This is a genomic window from Paenibacillus sp. FSL H8-0317, from assembly GCF_045040685.1.
Taxonomy (GTDB): Bacteria; Bacillota; Bacilli; order Paenibacillales; family Paenibacillaceae; genus Paenibacillus.
Window position 1 is genome coordinate 1,994,635 of the sequence record NZ_CP150294.1, and the last position, 19,947, is coordinate 2,014,581.

Sequence of the window (19,947 nt, forward strand, 5' to 3'; positions counted from 1 at the left end):
ATGTTTGAATAATATTCCATTAAATGAAAGTTGGTGGATTTGATTACTTAAATTGGTTTTACTTTTAAGCAATCTTAGGTATTCAGCAACAAATTGAACTACTTTAAAACTTAAAAATGATCTTGGGAGGAATACCTGTGAAAAAGAAATTATTTATGACTTTACTCTCTGTTTTAATGGTGTTTTCTTTTGCAATGCCTGCCTTTGCTGAAGTATCTTCTAAAAATTTTGATTTAGCCCAAAATGGTTCATCTATAAACGTTTTCTCTTATTTGAATGTTGATCCAAAAGGAACAGTTGAATTTAGTATAAATAATATTACTAATCAAGATTGGAATATAAAGGTGATCCTAACTAATGGGAATACCGGAAACTCTGTTGAAAGGTTGTTAACTAAAGCGAGTCCATCTGGTAAATTCACAAATCTTACTGGTTCAGATTCTTACATTATAGCAGTAAAGAATATTGACAATTCTTCTCGCAAAGGAACCTTGAATTTCTCATGGACTGGCACTTGGGGAGGATTTATTAATTAGGTAATAGTATTGTAGAATTTAATACTTACAAACAAAAAGAGCCCTGTTAACCTCAATTGGTCAGCAGGGCTCTTTTTGTTTATCTACTCAATTTGTACAGGCAATATTGATTCAACGAAACACTCTCTGCCGCTGCCCGTTCAACCAATTGTCGGTGCAGGCTCTTGGGAACCCGCAAATTAAACTTTCCGCTGTACTCATCCTCACCGATCGGCTCAGGGATGTCGTCACCATACTCCAGCTTTACCGCCAGATGTCCCTCCATAGCTTCCCGAACACTCTCGTATGCTTCAGCAAAAGTATCTCCGTTGCTTTGGCACCCATCTAATTCCGCAACAGTTGCGAAGAAATAATCACCGCTCTCGTCCTTAACGGGTCTGATTTGTATTGTATACGGGAGGGCCATGTAGTACGCTAAATCCTTCTTTTGGCTATGATTTGCCATTAATAATCGGCTAGGATATGATGAGAATTAAGGAAAGGGGAGGTGCTACTCCCCAATCCGGTCCAGTACGTTTTTGACGTATGCCGCCTTTAGTGGTTGTTCCTTTTTGATGGTTATCAGGTCTCCTGCTTGGTTCCGGAAATGGAAGTGCGAGCCGTTGCTTCTCACTAACCCATAACCGTGATGCCGGAGTACCTTGGCAACTTCATCATATTGGATACCACTGGGGCGGTCTTTCATTTTTTGGACCAATTTTTCTATCCTAGCCATGTCTCACCTCCTACATATATAGTACCATATATAGTACCATTTATGTAAGAGGGTTATTGATTCAGTTTTGGAACAATTCAGTTTTGTTTTATTTTTGGCGGATGTGTTCCTTCTATTATAAAGGGGCAGTCATGGGGCAGTTGATTGTGTATTCAACGTTTGTACATGCTGGTCATGACTGCCAATAAGGTTTAAAAACGAGAGTTCATCTGTCTTTTGACTGTGTAAGACTACAGCGGAATAGGGTGAGAATCAGCCTTCCAAGCTAATAGCGTGGGTTCGATTCCCATCACCCGCTTAACGAAGCAGTACCGGAGCCCTTGCGATGCAGGGGCTTTTTTTATTGCCCTAAAAGAAATCCCGTGGTAACAGCGATCAGAAGGTTGCTTTGTCATCGGAGTGGCGAGTAAGTAAGTAAGTAAGTAAGTAAGTAAGTAAGTAAGTAAGTATGCTTTAGTTTAATTTATATACCCTTTGCTTTTTTACAATGATCTGGTACAATAACGGAGAAATTGATACTACACATGAATGAGAGGTAACCATACGTCCCATGAAGTAAAACACATGAATTGAACCCCAGTTAACTGCAGACGGTTTTATGACGCAGTCAGCCAGAGCGGCTGAGCAATAAGGGGATTCGTGTGTCCAAATTCAGCTATGGGAAAAGGTATGGAGCAAGTAAGCCATTGAGGTTTACGTGTACCCTGTATTTTGGGTTTCTTTGTTCATGCCGTAGCTTACCTTAGATCTGTCTTTGAATGCTTGATCCAACCCTGAATTGCCAAACCGCCGGCTGATGCCAGCGGTTTTTTTTGTTCAGCAAAAAGGATGCAGGAAGGATGAGGTCTCATGATGAAATTGGTACGCTTACATGAAGTATCAAAAGAGTGGAACGGTATTGAATTGTTTACAGGATTGAATTTGGAGATTAATGAGGGCGAACGACTCGCCATTTTGGGTCGCAACGGATGCGGCAAGACAACATTGTTACGCATCATTTTGGGTGAGGAGCATGGTGGTGGACGGATTGAACGTCATATTCCTCAGCAGGAATGGGGGTTCATGCGCCAGCGCTCGGAGATTGAGACCGGGATGAATGTACTGGATGCGGTCCGGCGTGAGAGCGGTCAGATCTATGAAGTGAAACGGAACTTGGAAGAACTGGAACAACAGTTGAGCATGAGCACTGAAGCGGATGAAGAGCTGCTTGCAGCTTATACACAAGTGATGGAGCAATACGAACAGTTGAACGGTTATATGTGGGAGACTGAGGTAGAGAAAGTACTGACTCGCCTTGGATTATCCGCAGAGCATTGGAATAGACCCTATCATTCCTTGAGTGGTGGACAAAAAACAAAGGCTCGTTTGGCGGGGCTGCTTGTCAGCAAACCAAAGTTCCTGATTCTGGATGAACCGACGAATCATCTGGATGAGGGAAGCATGCGTTGGCTGGAAGAGTGGTTATCCTCATATGAAGGTACGCTGTTATTTGTATCACATGATCGTACATTTATTGATCAGGTAGCAACAGGAGTCATTGAGTTCAGTCCAGATACCCTGACCAAATACAAGGGCGGATACTCCGACTACAAGATCCACAAAGAGCGTGAATTACGTGAACAGGAAACGATCTACCGCAGGCAGGAATTGGAGCGTAAGGCGCTGGAAGAAACGATTCGAAATTATCAGGAGTGGTTCCATAAAGCGCATAATTCAGCGACTGATGTGGAGGTGAAGATCACCCAGAGCTTTTACAAAGCCAAAGCTAACAAAAATATTTCACGTTACCATGCGAAACAAAAACAGCTGGAGCGTTTGGAGCGGGAACGGGTGGATAAACCTCGTGAAGCCGCCAAGTTGAACATGGAATTACAGATGAATCCACTGGCTGCACGCCAGCTGCTTGCGCTGGAAGAGGTGAGTTTTTCATATACGGGAGACAAACCATTGCTGCGCGATCTTCGGATTGCTGTGGAACGCGGCGATCGGCTTGCTGTACGAGGTCCTAATGGAACGGGCAAGACAACACTGCTGAAGTTGATGATTGGTGAACTGGAACCTTCCCAAGGCAAGGTCACACGGCATCCACAGCTGAAAATCGGTTACTTTTCACAGGAGCTGGAAGGGCTTCCCGAAAATCTGACGCTGCTGGACAGCTTGCTTACCCTTCCATCCATGACACAAAGTGCGGCACGTACCATTCTGGGATGTTTCCTATTTTCCAGAGATGATGTGTTCAAGCACATTGGGGATTTGAGCATGGGGGAAAAGTGCAGAGTGGCATTTCTGAGACTGTACTTTGGCGGAGCAAATCTGCTGGTGCTGGACGAACCGACGAACTATCTGGACATCGATACCCAGGAAGTCATGGAAAATGTATTAAAGCAGGCTTCAGGTGCTTTGGTACTTGTATCCCATGACCGGATGCTGACGAAGTCACTTGCGAATCGATTATGCGATCTGGAGGCTGGTGGCACAGCAACTCTGTTTGAAGGAGGTGTGTCGGATTGGGAGCAGTCCACCAAACTTCGGGAGGTGGCGCTGGAGACCCGGGAATCCGATGACGAGCGGTTACGATTGGAGATGCGACTATCGGAGTTGCTGTCTCCTGTGAGCACTGCTGGAAAAGACAGTCTGACACAGCCCGAGCATTCGAATGAGCGAGCAGTCGAGGCAGTTGAGATTCGTGAAATCCAGCAGCGCCTGAAACAATTGAAAGATAAGGGTGCAAGCATTAATTAGAACATGGACGGCTTGCTATTTCGATCTATTTTGCATATAATTATGAACGATCATCGATGATTACATCGATATAGGTAAGTGTTCAAAAAGATCGGTTTTCAGTACCAAGAAGATGGGATGAAGATAGAAATGGAGTAGCGGAGCGTAGGAAAACTACGTGAGCAACTACAATGTTTCCGAAGGAAACATACTTCGTAAGCATCTGCTTATTCGGCTGAATTCCATATTCGACACTGATCATGCCGCTAGGCATCATTCGTAATCAAAAGCGGACTTTTTGACAACCTCTAGAGGTTTAACTTAAAAGCAAACGTGATGATGGAGATAAGTAAGCAGTGCCTCTGGACAGGGAGGAAGCGCCGTAGATTGAGAGCGTTTCTGTAGAACAAGGCTGCCGAAATTCACTCCGAAGCGGTTCCCTGAACCTGTTTGTGTGCAGACACAGAGGCAACAGTAGGGGCAAACGGTTAACGGTCGTTATTCCGTACAAAGTGAGACAGAACCAGTTGCAGCCAGAAGGCCACGCAGCAATGGACGTCTAACAAGGGTGGTACCACGGTCTTTTCGTCCCTTCAGGGGAGAGAAGGCCTTTTTTTGTTGCAAAAACACCACAAAAAGGGGGCAATTACACATGAAAGAACGTTTAGAGGCATTGAAGATCGAAGCGCTGGAGCAGTTGTCTGGTGTGAATGATCCGCAGACGCTCGGTGATCTGCGTGTAAAGTATTTGGGGAAAAAGGGTGCATTAACTGAGATTTTGCGTGGTATGGGTGCACTTAGTGCGGAGGAACGTCCAGTTATTGGTCAAGTAGCCAATGATGTTCGGGCTGCCATTGAGGAAGTTATCGACAGCAAGCAGGACCAGTTCCAGAAGGAAGAGACGGCGAAGCGTCTGCAATCCGAGAAAATTGATGTAACCCTGCCAGGACGTCGTGGGCGTCAAGGCGGACTGCATCCGCTGACCAAAGTGGTACAGGAGATCGAAGATATTTTTATCGGTATGGGATACCGCGTTGCGGAAGGTCCTGAAGTCGAAATGGATTATTACAACTTTGAAGCATTGAATCTGCCGAAGAATCACCCGGCGCGCGATATGCAGGACTCCTTCTACGTTACAGAAGACTTGTTGATGCGTACCCACACATCTCCGGTTCAAGTACGTACCATGCAGAGCATGAAGGGCGAAGTGCCTGTCAAAGTCATCTGCCCAGGTAAAGTATACCGCCGTGATGACGACGATGCGACGCACTCTTTCCAATTCAACCAGGTTGAAGGATTGGTCATTAGCGAAAACATTCGTATGAGCGATCTGAAAGGAACCCTGCTGCAATTCGTGCGCGAAATGTTCGGTTCCCACACAGAAATTCGTCTGCGTCCAAGCTTCTTCCCGTTCACAGAGCCAAGTGCGGAAGTGGATGTAACTTGTGTACAATGTGGCGGCAGTGGCTGTCGCGTATGTAAGCAAACAGGCTGGCTTGAAATTTTGGGCGGCGGTATGGTTCACCCGAAAGTACTGGAGATGGGTGGATACGATCCGGAGAAATACAGTGGTTTTGCATTTGGAATGGGCGTAGAACGTATCGCGATGCTGAAATATGGTGTCGATGATATCCGTCACTTCTATAACAGTGATCTGACCTTCCTGAAGCAATTTGGACGGCTGTAACACTAAGACAAGAAAGATTAACCATATAGAGCAAGCGAATGAACCGGGAACACCAATTTATAGATGAAGGAAGTGAACGTCCATGAGAGTACCGACAGATTGGCTGTCTGATTATATTTCCCTTGAAGGTGTGACGCCACAGGAATTGGCGGAGAAAATCACCCGTGCGGGTGTCGAAATTGATGTAGTGGAGAACCGCAACAAGGGCGTGAATAAAGTTGTTGTAGGTTATGTGAAGAGCAAGGAGAAACACCCCGATGCAGACAAACTGAATGTATGTGTCATCGATGCCGGACAGGAAGAAGATCTGCAGATCGTGTGTGGTGCGAAAAATGTGGATGCAGGCCAAAAAGTAGTCGTAGCCCTGGTTGGAGCGAAGCTCCCTGGTGGATTGGATATCAAAAAAGCCAAACTGCGCGGTGTTGTCTCCCTTGGCATGATCTGTTCCGCCAAAGAGCTGGGCATGAACGATAAATTGTTGCCCAAAGATCAGCAGGAAGGTATTCTCGTTCTGCCAGAACAAACGGAGGTTGGCACGCCAATCAGCCAGGTTCTTGGTCTCGACGATCATGTGCTTGAACTGGACCTGACACCGAACCGTTCCGACTGTCTCAGCATGCGTGGTGCGGCTTATGAAGTGGGTGCCATTCTGGGTCGTGAAGTGAAGCTGCCAAGTCCCAAAGACCAACTGGTTGAAGTTGGTGATACGGCTGCGAATCATATCTCTGTAGAGATTAAGGCACAGGAGCAATGCAGTCACTATGCAGCTCGTTATGTAACCGGCATTAAGCTGGGTGCTTCCCCGCTGTGGATGCAAAACCGTCTCATGGCAGCAGGTGTTCGCCCAATCAATAACATCGTTGATATCACGAACTATGTCATGCTGGAATACGGTCAACCGCTACATGCATTCGATGCGGATAAGCTGGAAAAGGGCCATATTGAAGTGCGGATGGCCAACGAAGGCGAAACGATTGTTACACTGGATGGACAGGAGCGCAAGCTGGAGCCGCACATGTTGCTCATCACGGACGGCGTGAAACCTGTAGCCATCGCTGGGGTTATGGGTGGCGAGAATTCCGAGGTATCGGAAGGCACGGTGAATCTGTTGCTGGAGTCCGCCAAGTTCGACGGCGGAACCGTTCGGAAAACGTCGCGCCAACTGGGGCTGCGTTCCGAAGCAAGCATGCGTTTTGAGAAGGAAGTAGACCCGGGTGCGGTGATTACAGCTTTGGATCGTGCGGCTGAACTGATTCAGCGTTATGCTGAAGGTGAAGTGCACCAGGGAATCGTGGAAGCTGGAGCAGAAGTTGCGGAGAAACGTGTAATTCAATTGTCGCTGGATAGACTGAATCGTTATCTGGGAACTGATCTGTCTTTGCTTGAGGTAAAAACCATCTTCGCTCGTTTGCACTTTGCATGTGGTGATGCTGATCAAGGATTGCTGGATGTGGAAGTACCAACACGCAGAGGGGATATTACGCTTGATGTAGACTTGTTTGAAGAGATTGCACGCCTGTACGGATACGACAGCATTCCAACCACATGGATTGAAGGACCAACGACTCCAGGGGCATATACACGCTCTCAAGCGATGCGTCGCACCATTCGTGGATTGCTCTCCGGCAGTGGCTGGCAGGAAATGATCAGTTACTCCTTTGTACACCCGGATAAAGCGACCCTATTCCCGGCGTTGACACAAGGAAGTAAAGCCGTGAAACTCGCGATGCCTATGAGTGAGGACCGCAGTGTGCTTCGTACGAGTATTTTGCCGCAAATGCTGGATGCAGCGGTGTATAACATGAACCGTAAACAGGATTCACTGGCTGTATTTGAAGTGGGCAATGTGTTCTTCACCGAAGAAGATCAGTTGACCAAACAACCCCATGAAATCCCAGTACTAGGGCTGCTGCTCACCGGGAATCGTGCAAGCCAGCAGTGGAATGTTGGAGCGGAGAAAGTAGACTTCTTCGATCTGAAAGGTGCGCTTGAGCATCTGTTCGCCTATGTGGGGCTTGAACAACGCATCCGCTTGGTAGCAAACAGCCCTGAAGGATTCCATCCGGGACGTTCCGCATCGGTTTACCTGGAAGGTAAGGATGGCGGGGAAGGCACATTGATCGGTACATTGGGTCAATTGCACCCGGAACTGCAACAGCAGTATGATCTGAATGATGTGTACATCGCAGAGATTGCACTTGAATCAATCTACAACGAAGCAGACGCTGACATTCGTTATCGTGAGCTTCCGCGTTTCCCAGCCATGGAACGTGATATCGCGGTGGTTGTGAATGAGGATGTTGAAGCTGGAGATATGCTGCGCGCCATTCGTGAATCGGCGGGTGAATTGTTACAAAACGTACAGGTATTCGATGTGTTTACTGGCAGTAAACTGGGTGAAAACAAGAAGAGCGTGGCGATGGCACTGGTATACCGGAATCGTGAACGTACACTCACCGATGAGGAAGTTACTGAAGTTCATGCCCGTGTAGTGGCTCGTCTGGAAGAGCAATTCGGAGCGGAATTGCGTAAATAGGACAAAAGAAGATTTTTTGAACAAAGATTAGCAGGAATTGTTTGAAGTCACATCGAATCCTTAGCATTAGAGGATCGATGTGACTTTTTTGTGATTACAGCTTAGAATCAACATACAGACTTGAAGGAGGGCACAACTGTGACTACACCTGATCGTACACGCGTCACCGTAGAGATCTACGGGACTTCCTATAAACTGGTTGGCAGCAGTGCCGACTATATGAAACAAGTAGCTAACCTGGTAGATGAGCGTATGGGCGCAATCTCCAAGCAAAATTCCCGTCTGGATACTCCGCGTATTGCGGTACTGGCGGCTGTACATATGGCTGAACAGTCTCTTCAGACTCAGGAAATCCGTAATGAACTGAAGATGCTCACTGGAGAACGTACAGAACTGAGAAACGAATTGAATCGGTTGAACGCCATACAAAATGAACATCAACAAGAATTGGAACGGCGTGATCAGGCTCTTGCTGATTTGCAAAAGCTGAAGATTGAAGCAGAGCAGGCGCTGCAAAAGTCCGAAACTGACAAAAATTCAGAGATAGCCAAGTTGAATACGCTGCTGGAGCAAGAACGCGCTCAAGCAACGGAGCGAGTGCAGAAATTGCAGGCCCAAGCGACGGCACAACTGAAGGAAGCAGAAGCCAAGGGAACGAAACAGCTGAAGGAAATGGAAGAGAAAGCGGCTAACCAGCTTAAAACTGCACAGGCACAGGCCGCTTCCCAGCTCAAAGAAGCTCAGAACCGTTCTGCAGCCGAATTGCAGCAGGCTCAGGCCAAAGCTGCGGCGCAATATAAAGAGTTGCAAGACAAGACTGCAACTCAATTAAAAGAAGTCGAAAGCCGTGCCGTTGCAGAACGTCAGCAGATTGAAGCCAAAGCTGCGCAGCAGGTTCAGACAGCCAAGGAAGAAGCCGAGTCGGCCATTTTGTCCGAGTTGGAGCAGGCAGAGAGCAATCTGAAGAAAGCTCAGGAAGAAGCAACGCTGCAATATAAGGAACTTCAGCAACAGATGGAACTTCGTCTTCAACAGGCTGAAGAAAAAGCGTTGCAACAGACACAAGAGCTCACGGATCAGGCGAATCGGGAACGGGCTGACTTGCAGGAACAAGCGGAGCAGCAGCGCCTGACTGAGATAAATCAGTTGAATGCGGAGTTCAAGGCGTTATCCGAGCAGTTGGAACTCGAATGGATGGAGAAAGAAGCAGCCCTCGAGGAGCAATTACAGCAAGCCAAGGAAGCAGCAGCGTCCCAGGCGAAAGAAGCCGAAGCGGCGGCAGAGGCCTTGTTGCAAGAAGAACAGGGCAAGCTCAAACAGCAACTTGAGGAACAACGTAAACAGGCGGAGGCTCGACTATTAGATGTCGAAGAGCAATTAGAAGAAGTAATGACCCAGCTCATCAGTGCACAGGACATGGTTGCAGAGCAAGAACAGCAGCTTCAGCACGAGCGTGGTCAATTGGAATCGTTACATCATGAGCATGGGGTCCGTAAACAAGAGCAGGAAGTTCAGACTCGCCGAATTACGGAACTGGAACAACAACTGGAGCAGTTGAAAGAGGACCGTTCCCAGTTGCAGGAGCTTCTGCGTGAAACGGAACAGGCTGCCCAGCAATCCCGTGATTCACAGGAACAATGGAAGCAGAAGTATAATGAAACTGTGGATAGAGAAACCTCTCTCACAGCACAGTTGCGCAAACTTCAGGAGCAACATGCACAGCTTGAACAGGAAGCCCAAAAGCTTCGTGAGGCTGAAGTGAAGTCGGAAGAGGAACAGCGCAGACTGCAAAAAGTGCTTGAACAGGCTCATGCTGCGGTGCGTACATTGCAGAATGAGATCGGTACGCTTACGGAACGTGAGCAGTCCTGGAAGAACCTTGCTGAGCAGCGATTGGCTGAGATCGGGGACCTGGAGAATCAGATTCTTGAAGTTGCTGAACAAAACGAAACGTTGGAGTCTGGTGTGCAATCCCTTCATGATGAACTGTCCGTGGTGAAGGAAGAGTCTCGTTTTAACCATGAAGAGGCTGTGCAATACCAGAAGGATGCAGAGCTTTTGGAAGAGAAACGCAATCAGCTTGAAGTTGAGCTAAATGTTGTTCGGGAAGAGCTGAACCGACTTCAGGATAACTATAAACAAATCCGTAATGATTACAGTGATGCATTACAACGGGAAGAGAATTACAGTTCCAAGCTGGATGAATTGAGCAAGGAGAAACAAGAGATTGTGAGCGCACTTGAAGAAGCGAGACAGTCTTCAGCTAAACTTTCCGAGCGCTACTCGGAGCAAGAGAGCCGGCTAGCCCAGACTGAGGAAGAAGCATTGGAGTGGCAGATCAAACACGAAGAACTGTCAGCCAAACAGGCCGAGTTGGCATCCCGTCTGGAGCAGTTGACAAGACGTGAAGAAGAACTTCACTCAAGCGTTGAACAAGCAGAGCAGAACAACCAGGTGTGGCAACGCCGTGCAGACGAATGGGCGGCTCAGGAACAATCCTGGCATGAGCGCTGGGCTGCACTTGAGAATGAACTAACGGTTTGGAAGAGAGAAAGTGCTGCAAGTAGTGAGTTGCTGGAGGGGCTGGAGCAAGAACGACAGCAGCTGGACAAGTTACGTGCAGAAGCGACCCAAGAGAAAGAGATCATGGAAACTGAACTGCTTGCGATGGGGGAGCGTTACGAACTAGCGGCCAATCAATTACGTTTGTTACAGGTTGAACGTGAAATGGAGCAGGAGAAGGCTGAGCAGCTGAACACGGAATATCGTCAGTTGCATGATGAATATACGAAATTGCAGACGGAATATAACGAATGGATTGAATTGATTGAACAGGACCAGACCTAGCGGATTGATTGTAGCAGAACTGGCTCGTGTGCAACGCACTCTGGTACAATTTGTTATACTAAAGAAGGAGCTCCCGTCGCTGCGGGGGCTCCTTGTCTTGAATACTATTCTTCAACGATAATTTTGGAGATCATGCTGCTGTGTCCGGAACCACAGAAGACCGAACAGGACATTTCAAATTCACCGACTTTGTCCGGGGTGATCACTTTGGAACTATTTCTGGTGTCGAGCGTAAGATTCAGCTCAGGCACAAGAATACCGTGGTTTCCGTTCACATTTTCATAAACAATCTTAACCGGGACACCTTTTTTAAGATGGTACTCGGGTTGATCAAATTTGTAGTTGCTTGCCTTGATGACCAGTTCTTCACTGGCTGTAACGCCAGCATCCGACCCGTTGCTGTCAGAGTCTGCGGACGGATTCGCTCCTCCACATGCAGTGAGGACCAGAATTAACATACAGGCAGCGAGCCATGTTATGCCTTTCTTCATTATGTGCCTCCTTAAAGCGTGATATGGATAAAATTTGAATGATTGCTCCAGTCATCATACCGCAATATGTGGATGCCTGTACACGCTGCGTATGTCGTTTTTTTGAAAATTGTACGTGTACGGCAGAGCATGCGTACTGCCCGAATGAAATAAACCCCTTCCGGCCCAGGGCCTTCAGAGGTTTAGGAGAATTCATGGGGTCGTTAAGGTGAAGTGGAGATTAACTTTTGGAGCTTCGTCCGGCATCAAAAGGGGTGGATACCGGGATGAAGAGATCGATAATCCCGATAACCAGCGCAGCGAGAATGGCACCGAGCAGGCTGACTTCAACATGATCCACAACATATTGACCAAGCCAAATCACCAGTGCGCTAACGATAAATCCGACAATACCGCGACCAAACGGATTGACCCTTTTGCCGAAGATACCTTCAACGATCCAGCCGAGCAGGGCAATGACGAGAGCAAGCAACAGGGCGCTCCAGAAGCCACCAACGGCGAATCCGGGAACGATCCAGCTGACCACCATTAATACAATTGCAGCGATGATAAATCGCACGACATGTCCCAGGAAATTCATGGTGTTTACCTCCTTTTATTCGGATTGAACTGAGCATGGCAACTCCAGGGGGATGGAGAGGTTGCACAATCCTGACACCTGTAGTTTGTGGTGCTATGGTTGAAGTTATGTGTGGAAGGATTCGTTAAATAGCGTAAGAAAGTTTCTTTCGTTATAATACAGATATAGTTTGGAAGGAGTTGTACACTTGGACACGAAAATTTTACACACACTGGAATATCGCAAAATTTTAAATACATTGCTTAGCTTTGCTCAGACGACCATGGGAAAAAAGAAAGCGGAGCAACTTGAACCAAGCAGTGAACTTGAAGAAGTGAAGCGCTTGTTGCAACAAACCGATGAAGCCTTCACATTTGATCGCCTGAAAGGCTCACCGTCGTTTGGGGGAATTGTAGATATTACGGCTTCCATCAAACGTGCTGAAATTGGAGGCACACTTAACCCTCACGAACTTTTGGGAATATCCAATACAACCTTCGCGGCGCGGCGATTGAAACGTCAGATTGGTACTTTGCATGAAGATGAGCCCATCGAATCATTGTTCTATATCAGTGATCAACTGTCAGAGCAAAAAACGCTTGAGGATGCCATCAAAATCTGTATTGACGATAATGCAGAGGTTGCCGACAGTGCAAGCGTAACGTTGGCGCAGATTCGTCGTGAGCTGCGAGGCGGAGAAGCACGGATTCGCGAAAAACTGGATTCCATGATACGATCCTCTACCGTATCCAAGATGCTTCAGGATCAGCTCATCACCATCAGAGGAGACCGTTTTGTAATCCCGGTGAAAGCTGAATATCGTTCGTACTTTGGCGGGATTGTGCATGATCAATCCGGTTCGGGTGCGACATTGTTCATTGAGCCGGAATCCATTGTTGCCATGAACAACAAATTACGTGAAACCCGGATTCGGGAAGAACGCGAAATAGAAATTATTTTGCAGAAATTGACGGCACTTGTCAGTGAGCAGGGGGAGTGGCTGTTGTATGATGTCGACTTGCTGGGATCACTTGATTTTATCTTTGCCAAAGCACGTCTCGCTCGTGAACTAAAAGCAACATTGCCTCGCATGAATGACCGCGGGTTCCTGAAGCTTAAGAAAGGCCGTCATCCACTGATTGCGATCGAAAATGTGGTTCCAATCGACATAGAGCTGGGCAATGATTACACATCCATTATCGTGACAGGTCCGAATACGGGTGGTAAGACGGTAACGCTCAAAACGATTGGATTGCTCAGCCTGATGGCAATGTCCGGTTTATTTGTTCCGGCTGAGGATGGCAGTCAGTTATGTGTATTTGATGCGATTTATGCAGACATTGGGGACGAGCAGAGTATCGAGCAGAATCTGAGTACTTTCTCCAGTCATATGACCAACATCATTCGCATTCTGAAAAACATGACGCCGAAAAGTTTGGTGTTGCTCGATGAACTTGGAGCAGGGACAGACCCGGCTGAAGGTTCCGCACTGGCGATCTCCATGCTGGAGCATATGCACCGGACGGGATGTCGCATGGTTGCAACCACTCACTACAGTGAACTGAAAGCATACGCATATGAGCGTAAAGGTGTCATTAATGCCAGCATGGAATTTGATATCAACACACTGAGTCCAACCTATCGCCTTCTGGTGGGTGTACCTGGACGAAGTAATGCATTTGCCATTGCAGAGCGACTGGGACTGCCGGGTTACATTCTCGACTACGCCCGTGGCGAAGTGAAGGAAGAGGATCAACGGATTGAGCACATGATTGCTTCTCTTGAAGAGAACCGTCTTACGGCTGAACAAGAGCGTGAGAAGGCAGAGAGCTTACGCCAGGATATGGAGAAATTACGCAGTCGTCATCAGACCGAACTGGAGAAGCTGGAACAGCAGCGTGATCGCCGGATTGAAAAAGCAGAAGAAGATGCACGCAGCATTGTGGACAAGGCGCGAGCGGAAGCGGAGAAGATTATAGCCGATCTTCGCCTGTTGGCTATGGAAGAAGGTGCTTCCGTGAAGGAGCACAGACTCATTGCTGCCCGCAAACAGCTGGACGAGGCGGAACCGGAGAAACGCAGAAAAACGGTCAAGAAGACGGCAACAGCGCCGAAGACTCGTGCCATCGGTCCAGGTGATGAAGTGCTTGTCTACAGTTTGAATCAAAAAGGCCATGTTGTAGAGATGTCGGGCAGCAAAGACGCTATGGTACAACTGGGGATTATGAAAATGAAAGTATCCCTGGATGACCTGGAACTGCAGCAATCGGCTCCTGCAGCCAAACCGAAACAAAAACCGGTAACGGGTATGAAACGCACACGTGATGACAATGTGAAAAGTGAATTGGATCTGCGTGGTACCAACCTGGAAGAAGCCCTGATGGAGACAGATCGGTTCATTGATGAAGCTTTCCTTGCCAACCTGGGCCAAGTTTATATTATTCACGGTAAAGGTACGGGAATTTTACGTTCCGGTATTCAGGATTACCTGCGTAAGCATAAACATATTAAAAGCTACCGGCTGGGCAATTACGGAGAAGGCGGGAACGGTGTGACCGTCGCAGAGTTGGAATAGCCGGTCCATGAATCAATGATATTCTGCGACCTTATTCATGAAGTTCGCAGATGGGGAGAGGGGAACGGTGCGTGATAGAAAGCATTGACCAATTGCTGTCTCATCCCTTGGGGATGGTACTCGGTTTTTTCTCGGTAGCGATTATGGAATTGCTTGTATTTCTGGCTTGCTTCGAACTGGTGACCAAGTATAAATGCTGGACGGAGATCAAGAAGGGCAATGTAGCCGTTGCGATGGCTACAGGAGGTAAGATCTTTGGAATCTGCAACGTACTGCGTTTCTGCATACAGGCTAAATCTTCGGTGTATGAAGCCATGACGTGGTCGTTTGTTGGGTTTACCCTTCTGCTCATTGCCTATTTTTTGTTCGAATTCCTGACACCCGTGTTCTCCATTGATAAGGAGATCGAAGCGGATAACCGAGCTGTCGGATTGATATCCATGATTATTTCCGTTTCATTGTCGTTTGTTATTGGCGCGAGTATTATCTAGGGGGACCGGTCATGAAGATACTGATACGGATTCTGTTTGCGGCATCAATTGTGTTTTTTGCCATCGGTGTGATCTATGTGATGAATACATGATGATTGAAAGAGAAAGGTTGATTTAATATGGAGACAACAGTATGCCCTTGGTGTCAAACGGAGATTGTATGGGATGAGGAACTCGGTCCTGAAGAAGAGTGTCCATATTGCCACAATGAATTGAAGGGATATCGTACACTCAACATTGACATCGGAGATGAAGAGCAAGATGAAGCTGAAGACGACATCTATGATGTGGATCATGCAAACGATGATAAACAGACTACGGATCTTTCAGATCTGTGGGGGGATGAAGTTGAGCTCAAATTGCCGGAGTTGCGAACGTTAACCAAATACGCGGATGAAGGTAATGACCTGATTCAATATGAACAAGGTGTCCAGAAGCAACTTGATCATCAGGAAGAAGTACCCGAGTGCCCGAATTGTCGGGAATTCATGATTCTTGCTGGTACTCAAGCTGCAACGCAGGATAACTTTACTCCAGTTGCTAACGCAGCTTCAGGCGAAGGGTCACTATTGTCACCACCGTTTAAGGTATTGACCTATGTATGCTCGGGATGTTTCCAAGTTCAGTACAGTCTGTCTGAGGAAGATCGTCTGCGTCTGATTAAGAACCTGAGCACACAGGAATAAATATTTCGGAGATTCTAACCAACTTCATAGCAATCCTAAAGATTCATCATGTTTTCCTCTTGCTTGGGGCACGTTAACCCTAAGACCTACCTGTGCACAGTTCATTTCAGGTGGATGAAGGAGGAGCAGATGAAGATTACTTTAGGCCGACAATCCATTCTGCTTTTGGGCGTGAATGGATTGTTTGCGTTAGCCGGAGCGTTGTCGGGAACCTTTTTGAATGTGTTTCTGTGGAAAAGCCGTCCGGATTATGCCATGTTGGGGTGGTTCACTCTCAGCCAGCAACTGGCCATTGGACTGACATTCTGGCTTGCTGGCAAATGGGTCAAGGAACACAATAAAATGAGTGCACTACGATTAGGTACTGCGCTGTCCGGCATATTTTATATGATAGTCCTCTGGGCTGGTTCCAAAGCTGTAGACTGGATATGGCCTCTGGGTATACTACTGGGTTGTTCCCTGGGGCTGTTCTGGATCGCATTTAATGTTGTGTATTTTGAAATAACGGATCGGGAAAACAGGGATCTATTCAATGGCTGGGTCGGATTACTTGGCTCGATGACAGGAATTATAGGCCCATGGTTCTCTGGTCTGATTATTACCCGAATGGCGGACAATACAGGATATCGACTCATCTTCACGGTATCACTCGTTATTTATGTCATAGCGGTAGTGTTTAGCTTTTTTCTGAAAAAGAGAAAGGTGAGCGGAACATACCGCTGGTCCGAGCCTTGGATACAGTTATCCAAACCGGATAGTCCCTGGAAGACCTTGGCTTTGGGTTTGTTCGCTCAGGGTGCGCGTGAAGGGGTCTTTGCCTTTCTGATTGCACTGCTTGTATACGTGGCTACTGCACAGGAGTATAAGTTGGGACAGTTCTCACTCATCACTTCTGCTGTGGCATTAATAAGTTATTGGGCAGTAGGGAAATGGTCCAAACCACAGTATAGATCCAGAGGCATGTTCATCGGAGCTCTGATTCTGCTGATTGTGCTGATTCCTCTTCTGTGGAAAGTGACCTATGTTACGCTGTTAATCATGGGGATTGGAAGTGCAGTTGCGATGCCATTGTATATTTTACCTATGATATCAGCGGGATTCGACATGATGGGCACGAGTGACGAAAATGTGGAGAAAAGGGTTGAACTTGTCGTATTGAGGGAGTTGTGTCTGATGGTTGGCCGACTTTTTGGGTTGATCATATTTATTATAACGGTCATGAATAGTCCGTCCCTGCGCATGTTAATCTGGCTTATTATCGTTCTGGGTGCTTTTCCGCTCATTGGATGGATCTTTATGCGCAAGTTATTGAATCGAACGGAAGGGCAAGACCCCTCGGCTTAGCAACTTTCAAATATATAAACAGGGTACAGCGGCGGGAAAAGAGAACTTTCCGTGTGCTGTAACCCTGTTTGTCGTTGTATTGGTTCAGTTGGTGGTTATACAGGAGATGGTTTACTTGTACGTGTAAGTGAGAATAGATCCATGTCAGGGTTCTGTTTGCCCGTAATGGCATCCACAATGAGAGAGGCAGCAATCATACTGTACACGGTACCGTTGCCTCCATACCCTTCAACAAAGTACGAATTCGGATAGTCTGGGTGTGAACCGATTAGCGGAAGACCATCATGGGTGCTTCCAAAAACAGCTTCCCAAGCGTAATCAACTTCGAGATCAGGTAATGGGAAATACTCGGCAATCTTCTGTAACAAAATCTCACCTTTATGAATCGCCTTGATCGCCCGTTGTTCTTCTCGAGGACGATTCTCATCAAGTCCACCAGCAATAATTCTTCCGTCTGGAGTTGTGCGCATATATAGATAAGGTCGTTCGGTCTCCCATATCAAGCTTCGCTTATGCCAGCTGCTCAGATCCTGTAGTGGCTTGGTAGCGATAGCATATGTGCTTTGAAGGTATGCGCCTCTGTCCTTTTTGATTTCTTGTGTTTCATAGCCTGTTGAGAAAATAATATGTTTGGCACGTACAGTGCCATCAGGTGTGTAACATAGGACACCATTATCATCATAATCACAATGGGTTAATTCACTATGAGCGTAGACTCTTGCTCCTTGACGTGAGGCTGAATGGAATAGTGAGTGAACCAAACGAAACGGATTAACCTCAGCATCTCCGCTTGTGTATAGTGCAGCACGTTTGCTGAACGGGAACACTGCACTGATTTTTTCCTGATCCCACAGCTCTATATCAAATCCATAATGCTTCAGGTTACGATATTCTTCCTCCAGCAACGGTACATCTTCCTCGTGACTGGCGCAATACAGACTTGTGCGAGGCACAAACCAAGGATCAATCTCAAGCTTCGATGAAATTTTTTCGAGATGTTGCATGGCATCACGGCATAATTCGTAGAATCGAACACCGCGTTCTTCTCCGAATGTCTGGATACAAGAGGTGAGCGTTTTGTCGTTCGTATATTGGAGCAGGCCCAGATTTGCCATGCTGCTGCCATGACCGATATCTCTTTTGTCAATAACAACGGTATCAATCCCCTGATCTATCAGAAGCTTGGCAGAGAGTGCGCCTCCCATTCCACCGCCGATGATTAGGCAATCACAGGACAGATTTTCTTTCAAAACAGGATAATGGGGATGGGAATCAAAGGTGGTTGGCCAAAACGTTTCCCCGTTAATAAGTTCCACAATTAATCACCTCTGTAGAATGTAGTTGAAGTATACTTTTTCAGGTTAGGGTAACAATAAATTCGCATTAACTTTAGGTTAAGGAGGTCAGACATACATGCAAAATTCACAAATGCAAGCACTGAGCCCCAAGGAACTAAACTATATCGCGGATTCAATTTCCAATGAGGAAATGCTGATCAAACAATGTGCAGCTACAGCCTCCATCACACATAATCCGCAAATTCAACAGGCACTGAATCATTATGTTCGCTCACATGAGCAGCATCTGAATACTCTTGTCAATGCGTTACAGCAACATCAATCTCTTGCACCAGCGCAATCACAGTAAAGCTCAAAACACGACAAGTTATTCCAAAGCATAGGAGGAAAATAAGTGTACACTCAATCTTTGTCATCTGGTGGGAATTTTATGCAAGAACAAGATTTGTTGAAGTCGATTCTTGCAGATTTAAGACGAACTTCACGTGAATATACAACAGCAACTACTGAATCTTCCTGTCCCACAACTCGTAGAATGTTCAATGAGTTAACGAACGATACATTAAGATTGCAAGGTGAATTGTTCAACCTGATGCAACAAAACAACATGTATTCCGCTTCATCCAAAGCACTTCGTCAGGATGTGGACAAACAAATCCAGTCTGCACAACAGACCCAACAGAAGTGTCAGCAATTCATTCAAGAAAAGAACATGCAGAACAGTTCATATAGCCAAGCTCCTAATGTGCCTCAGCATCAGCCGAATTACGGTAACCCTTATTACATGTAACCTGTGTATAAGAGGTTTGAGCACCTAACGATCCAGGACCATACCACCGCTTGCCTGAATTCAGGGCAGGCGGTCTTTTGTCTTTGCATCAACGTTAAATTCATGTAATATAAGTATTAATTCATTTTCAGGAACCTGGATGACGCTGGAGGGAAAACCATGAAAGATTTGAACGATCTGCAATTAAAAGTTCTGGATCTTCTAAAGGAAGACGCGAGAAGGACTCCCGCACTGCTGTCGACGCTGCTGGGGGAGTCGGAAGACAAGATCAAGAACGCCGTGGCACAGCTTGAACAAGACCACGTCATCGTGAAATACGCAACCGTCGTGAACTGGAGTAAAATAGATGATGAGAAAGTAACGGCCCTGATTGAGGTGCAGATTACGCCGGAGCGTGGTCGTGGCTTTGAAGGAATTGCTGAGCGCATTTATCTATACCCGCAAGTGAAGTCCGTATATCTCATGTCAGGCGCATACGATCTGCTCGTTGAAGTGGAAGGTGGCAACCTGCGTGAAGTCGCTAATTTTGTGTCGGAGAAACTGTCTCCGATTGACTCTGTACTTTCAACCAAAACGAATTTTATTCTTAAAAAATATAAGCAGGACGGGATTATTTTTGAAGACCATCAGGAAGACAACCGTCTCATGATCTCGCCGTAAAGGAAGATGTG

Annotated in this window: 17 protein-coding genes; 12 read left to right on the forward strand and 5 right to left on the reverse strand. The window is 46.8% G+C overall.

What is annotated here, in order from left to right; all coding sequences use genetic code 11:
* Positions 1-137: 137 nt before the first annotated feature.
* The gene (locus tag MHB43_RS09340) at positions 138-536 is read left to right on the forward strand and encodes a hypothetical protein (RefSeq protein ID WP_105597985.1); all 399 of its coding nucleotides are present in this window, start codon (positions 138-140) and stop codon (positions 534-536) included.
* Positions 537-615: 79 nt separating this feature from the next.
* Here the strand turns inward: MHB43_RS09340 and MHB43_RS09345 are convergent, their stop codons facing one another.
* A complete protein-coding gene (locus MHB43_RS09345) occupies positions 616-942 on the reverse strand; it encodes a type II toxin-antitoxin system HicB family antitoxin (protein WP_405131827.1) in 327 nt (108 codons plus the stop codon).
* Between the two features lie 84 nt (positions 943-1,026).
* Positions 1,027-1,251: a type II toxin-antitoxin system HicA family toxin gene (locus MHB43_RS09350; protein ID WP_405131828.1), complete on the reverse strand. Its 225-nt coding sequence runs from the start codon at positions 1,249-1,251 to the stop codon at positions 1,027-1,029.
* Positions 1,252-2,100: 849 nt separating this feature from the next.
* Between MHB43_RS09350 and abc-f the strand changes: the two genes are divergently transcribed.
* From abc-f to MHB43_RS09370, 4 genes are all read left to right on the forward strand, one after another.
* Positions 2,101-3,993 carry a ribosomal protection-like ABC-F family protein gene (abc-f, locus tag MHB43_RS09355; RefSeq protein ID WP_339183478.1) on the forward strand — a complete coding sequence of 631 codons (1,893 nt, stop codon included), beginning with the start codon at positions 2,101-2,103 and terminating at the stop codon, positions 3,991-3,993.
* 631 nt (positions 3,994-4,624) lie between these two features.
* Positions 4,625-5,659 (forward strand): phenylalanine--tRNA ligase subunit alpha, encoded by a 1,035-nt coding sequence (gene pheS, locus MHB43_RS09360; RefSeq protein ID WP_017689641.1) that lies wholly within the window; start codon positions 4,625-4,627, stop codon positions 5,657-5,659.
* An 82-nt stretch (positions 5,660-5,741) separates the two neighbouring features.
* Complete coding sequence (gene pheT / locus MHB43_RS09365) at positions 5,742-8,195, forward strand: phenylalanine--tRNA ligase subunit beta (RefSeq protein WP_405131829.1); 2,454 nt, start codon at positions 5,742-5,744, stop codon at positions 8,193-8,195.
* Between the two features lie 138 nt (positions 8,196-8,333).
* Entirely contained in the window at positions 8,334-11,042 is a 2,709-nt protein-coding gene (locus tag MHB43_RS09370; RefSeq protein ID WP_405131830.1) for a hypothetical protein, read from the forward strand.
* Between the two features lie 104 nt (positions 11,043-11,146).
* Here the strand turns inward: MHB43_RS09370 and MHB43_RS09375 are convergent, their stop codons facing one another.
* Both MHB43_RS09375 and MHB43_RS09380 read right to left on the reverse strand, forming a co-directional pair.
* Positions 11,147-11,533, reverse strand: a complete 387-nt coding sequence (locus tag MHB43_RS09375; RefSeq protein WP_221822923.1) for a cytochrome C oxidase subunit II — start codon at positions 11,531-11,533, stop codon at positions 11,147-11,149.
* 220 nt (positions 11,534-11,753) lie between these two features.
* On the reverse strand, positions 11,754-12,113 hold the full coding sequence (locus tag MHB43_RS09380; protein WP_017689637.1) for a phage holin family protein: 360 nt from the start codon (positions 12,111-12,113) through the stop codon (positions 11,754-11,756).
* Positions 12,114-12,300: 187 nt separating this feature from the next.
* On the opposite strand from MHB43_RS09380, the gene MHB43_RS09385 reads away from it, so the two are divergent.
* The 4 genes from MHB43_RS09385 to MHB43_RS09400 all read left to right on the forward strand — a co-directional run bounded on the left by MHB43_RS09385 (position 12,301) and on the right by MHB43_RS09400 (position 17,188).
* On the forward strand, positions 12,301-14,667 hold the full coding sequence (locus tag MHB43_RS09385) for an endonuclease MutS2 (RefSeq protein ID WP_339183483.1): 2,367 nt from the start codon (positions 12,301-12,303) through the stop codon (positions 14,665-14,667).
* A gap of 50 nt (positions 14,668-14,717) precedes the next feature.
* Positions 14,718-15,158 carry a DUF350 domain-containing protein gene (locus MHB43_RS09390; RefSeq protein ID WP_221822936.1) on the forward strand — a complete coding sequence of 147 codons (441 nt, stop codon included), beginning with the start codon at positions 14,718-14,720 and terminating at the stop codon, positions 15,156-15,158.
* Between the two features lie 119 nt (positions 15,159-15,277).
* Entirely contained in the window at positions 15,278-15,844 is a 567-nt protein-coding gene (locus MHB43_RS09395) for a hypothetical protein (protein ID WP_221822938.1), read from the forward strand.
* Between the two features lie 129 nt (positions 15,845-15,973).
* The gene (locus MHB43_RS09400) at positions 15,974-17,188 is read left to right on the forward strand and encodes an MFS transporter (RefSeq protein ID WP_339183486.1); all 1,215 of its coding nucleotides are present in this window, start codon (positions 15,974-15,976) and stop codon (positions 17,186-17,188) included.
* 95 nt (positions 17,189-17,283) lie between these two features.
* Here MHB43_RS09400 and MHB43_RS09405 read toward each other — a convergent pair whose 3' ends face one another.
* Positions 17,284-18,504 (reverse strand): FAD-dependent oxidoreductase, encoded by a 1,221-nt coding sequence (locus MHB43_RS09405; RefSeq protein WP_339183488.1) that lies wholly within the window; start codon positions 18,502-18,504, stop codon positions 17,284-17,286.
* Between the two features lie 97 nt (positions 18,505-18,601).
* Between MHB43_RS09405 and MHB43_RS09410 the strand changes: the two genes are divergently transcribed.
* The 3 genes from MHB43_RS09410 (at position 18,602) to MHB43_RS09420 (ending at position 19,936) form a co-directional block, all read left to right on the forward strand.
* Entirely contained in the window at positions 18,602-18,835 is a 234-nt protein-coding gene (locus tag MHB43_RS09410; RefSeq protein WP_047842262.1) for a hypothetical protein, read from the forward strand.
* A gap of 81 nt (positions 18,836-18,916) precedes the next feature.
* Complete coding sequence (locus MHB43_RS09415) at positions 18,917-19,276, forward strand: spore coat protein (protein WP_405131831.1); 360 nt, start codon at positions 18,917-18,919, stop codon at positions 19,274-19,276.
* Between the two features lie 159 nt (positions 19,277-19,435).
* Positions 19,436-19,936, forward strand: a complete 501-nt coding sequence (locus MHB43_RS09420; protein WP_024628343.1) for an Lrp/AsnC family transcriptional regulator — start codon at positions 19,436-19,438, stop codon at positions 19,934-19,936.
* Positions 19,937-19,947 lie beyond the last annotated feature (11 nt).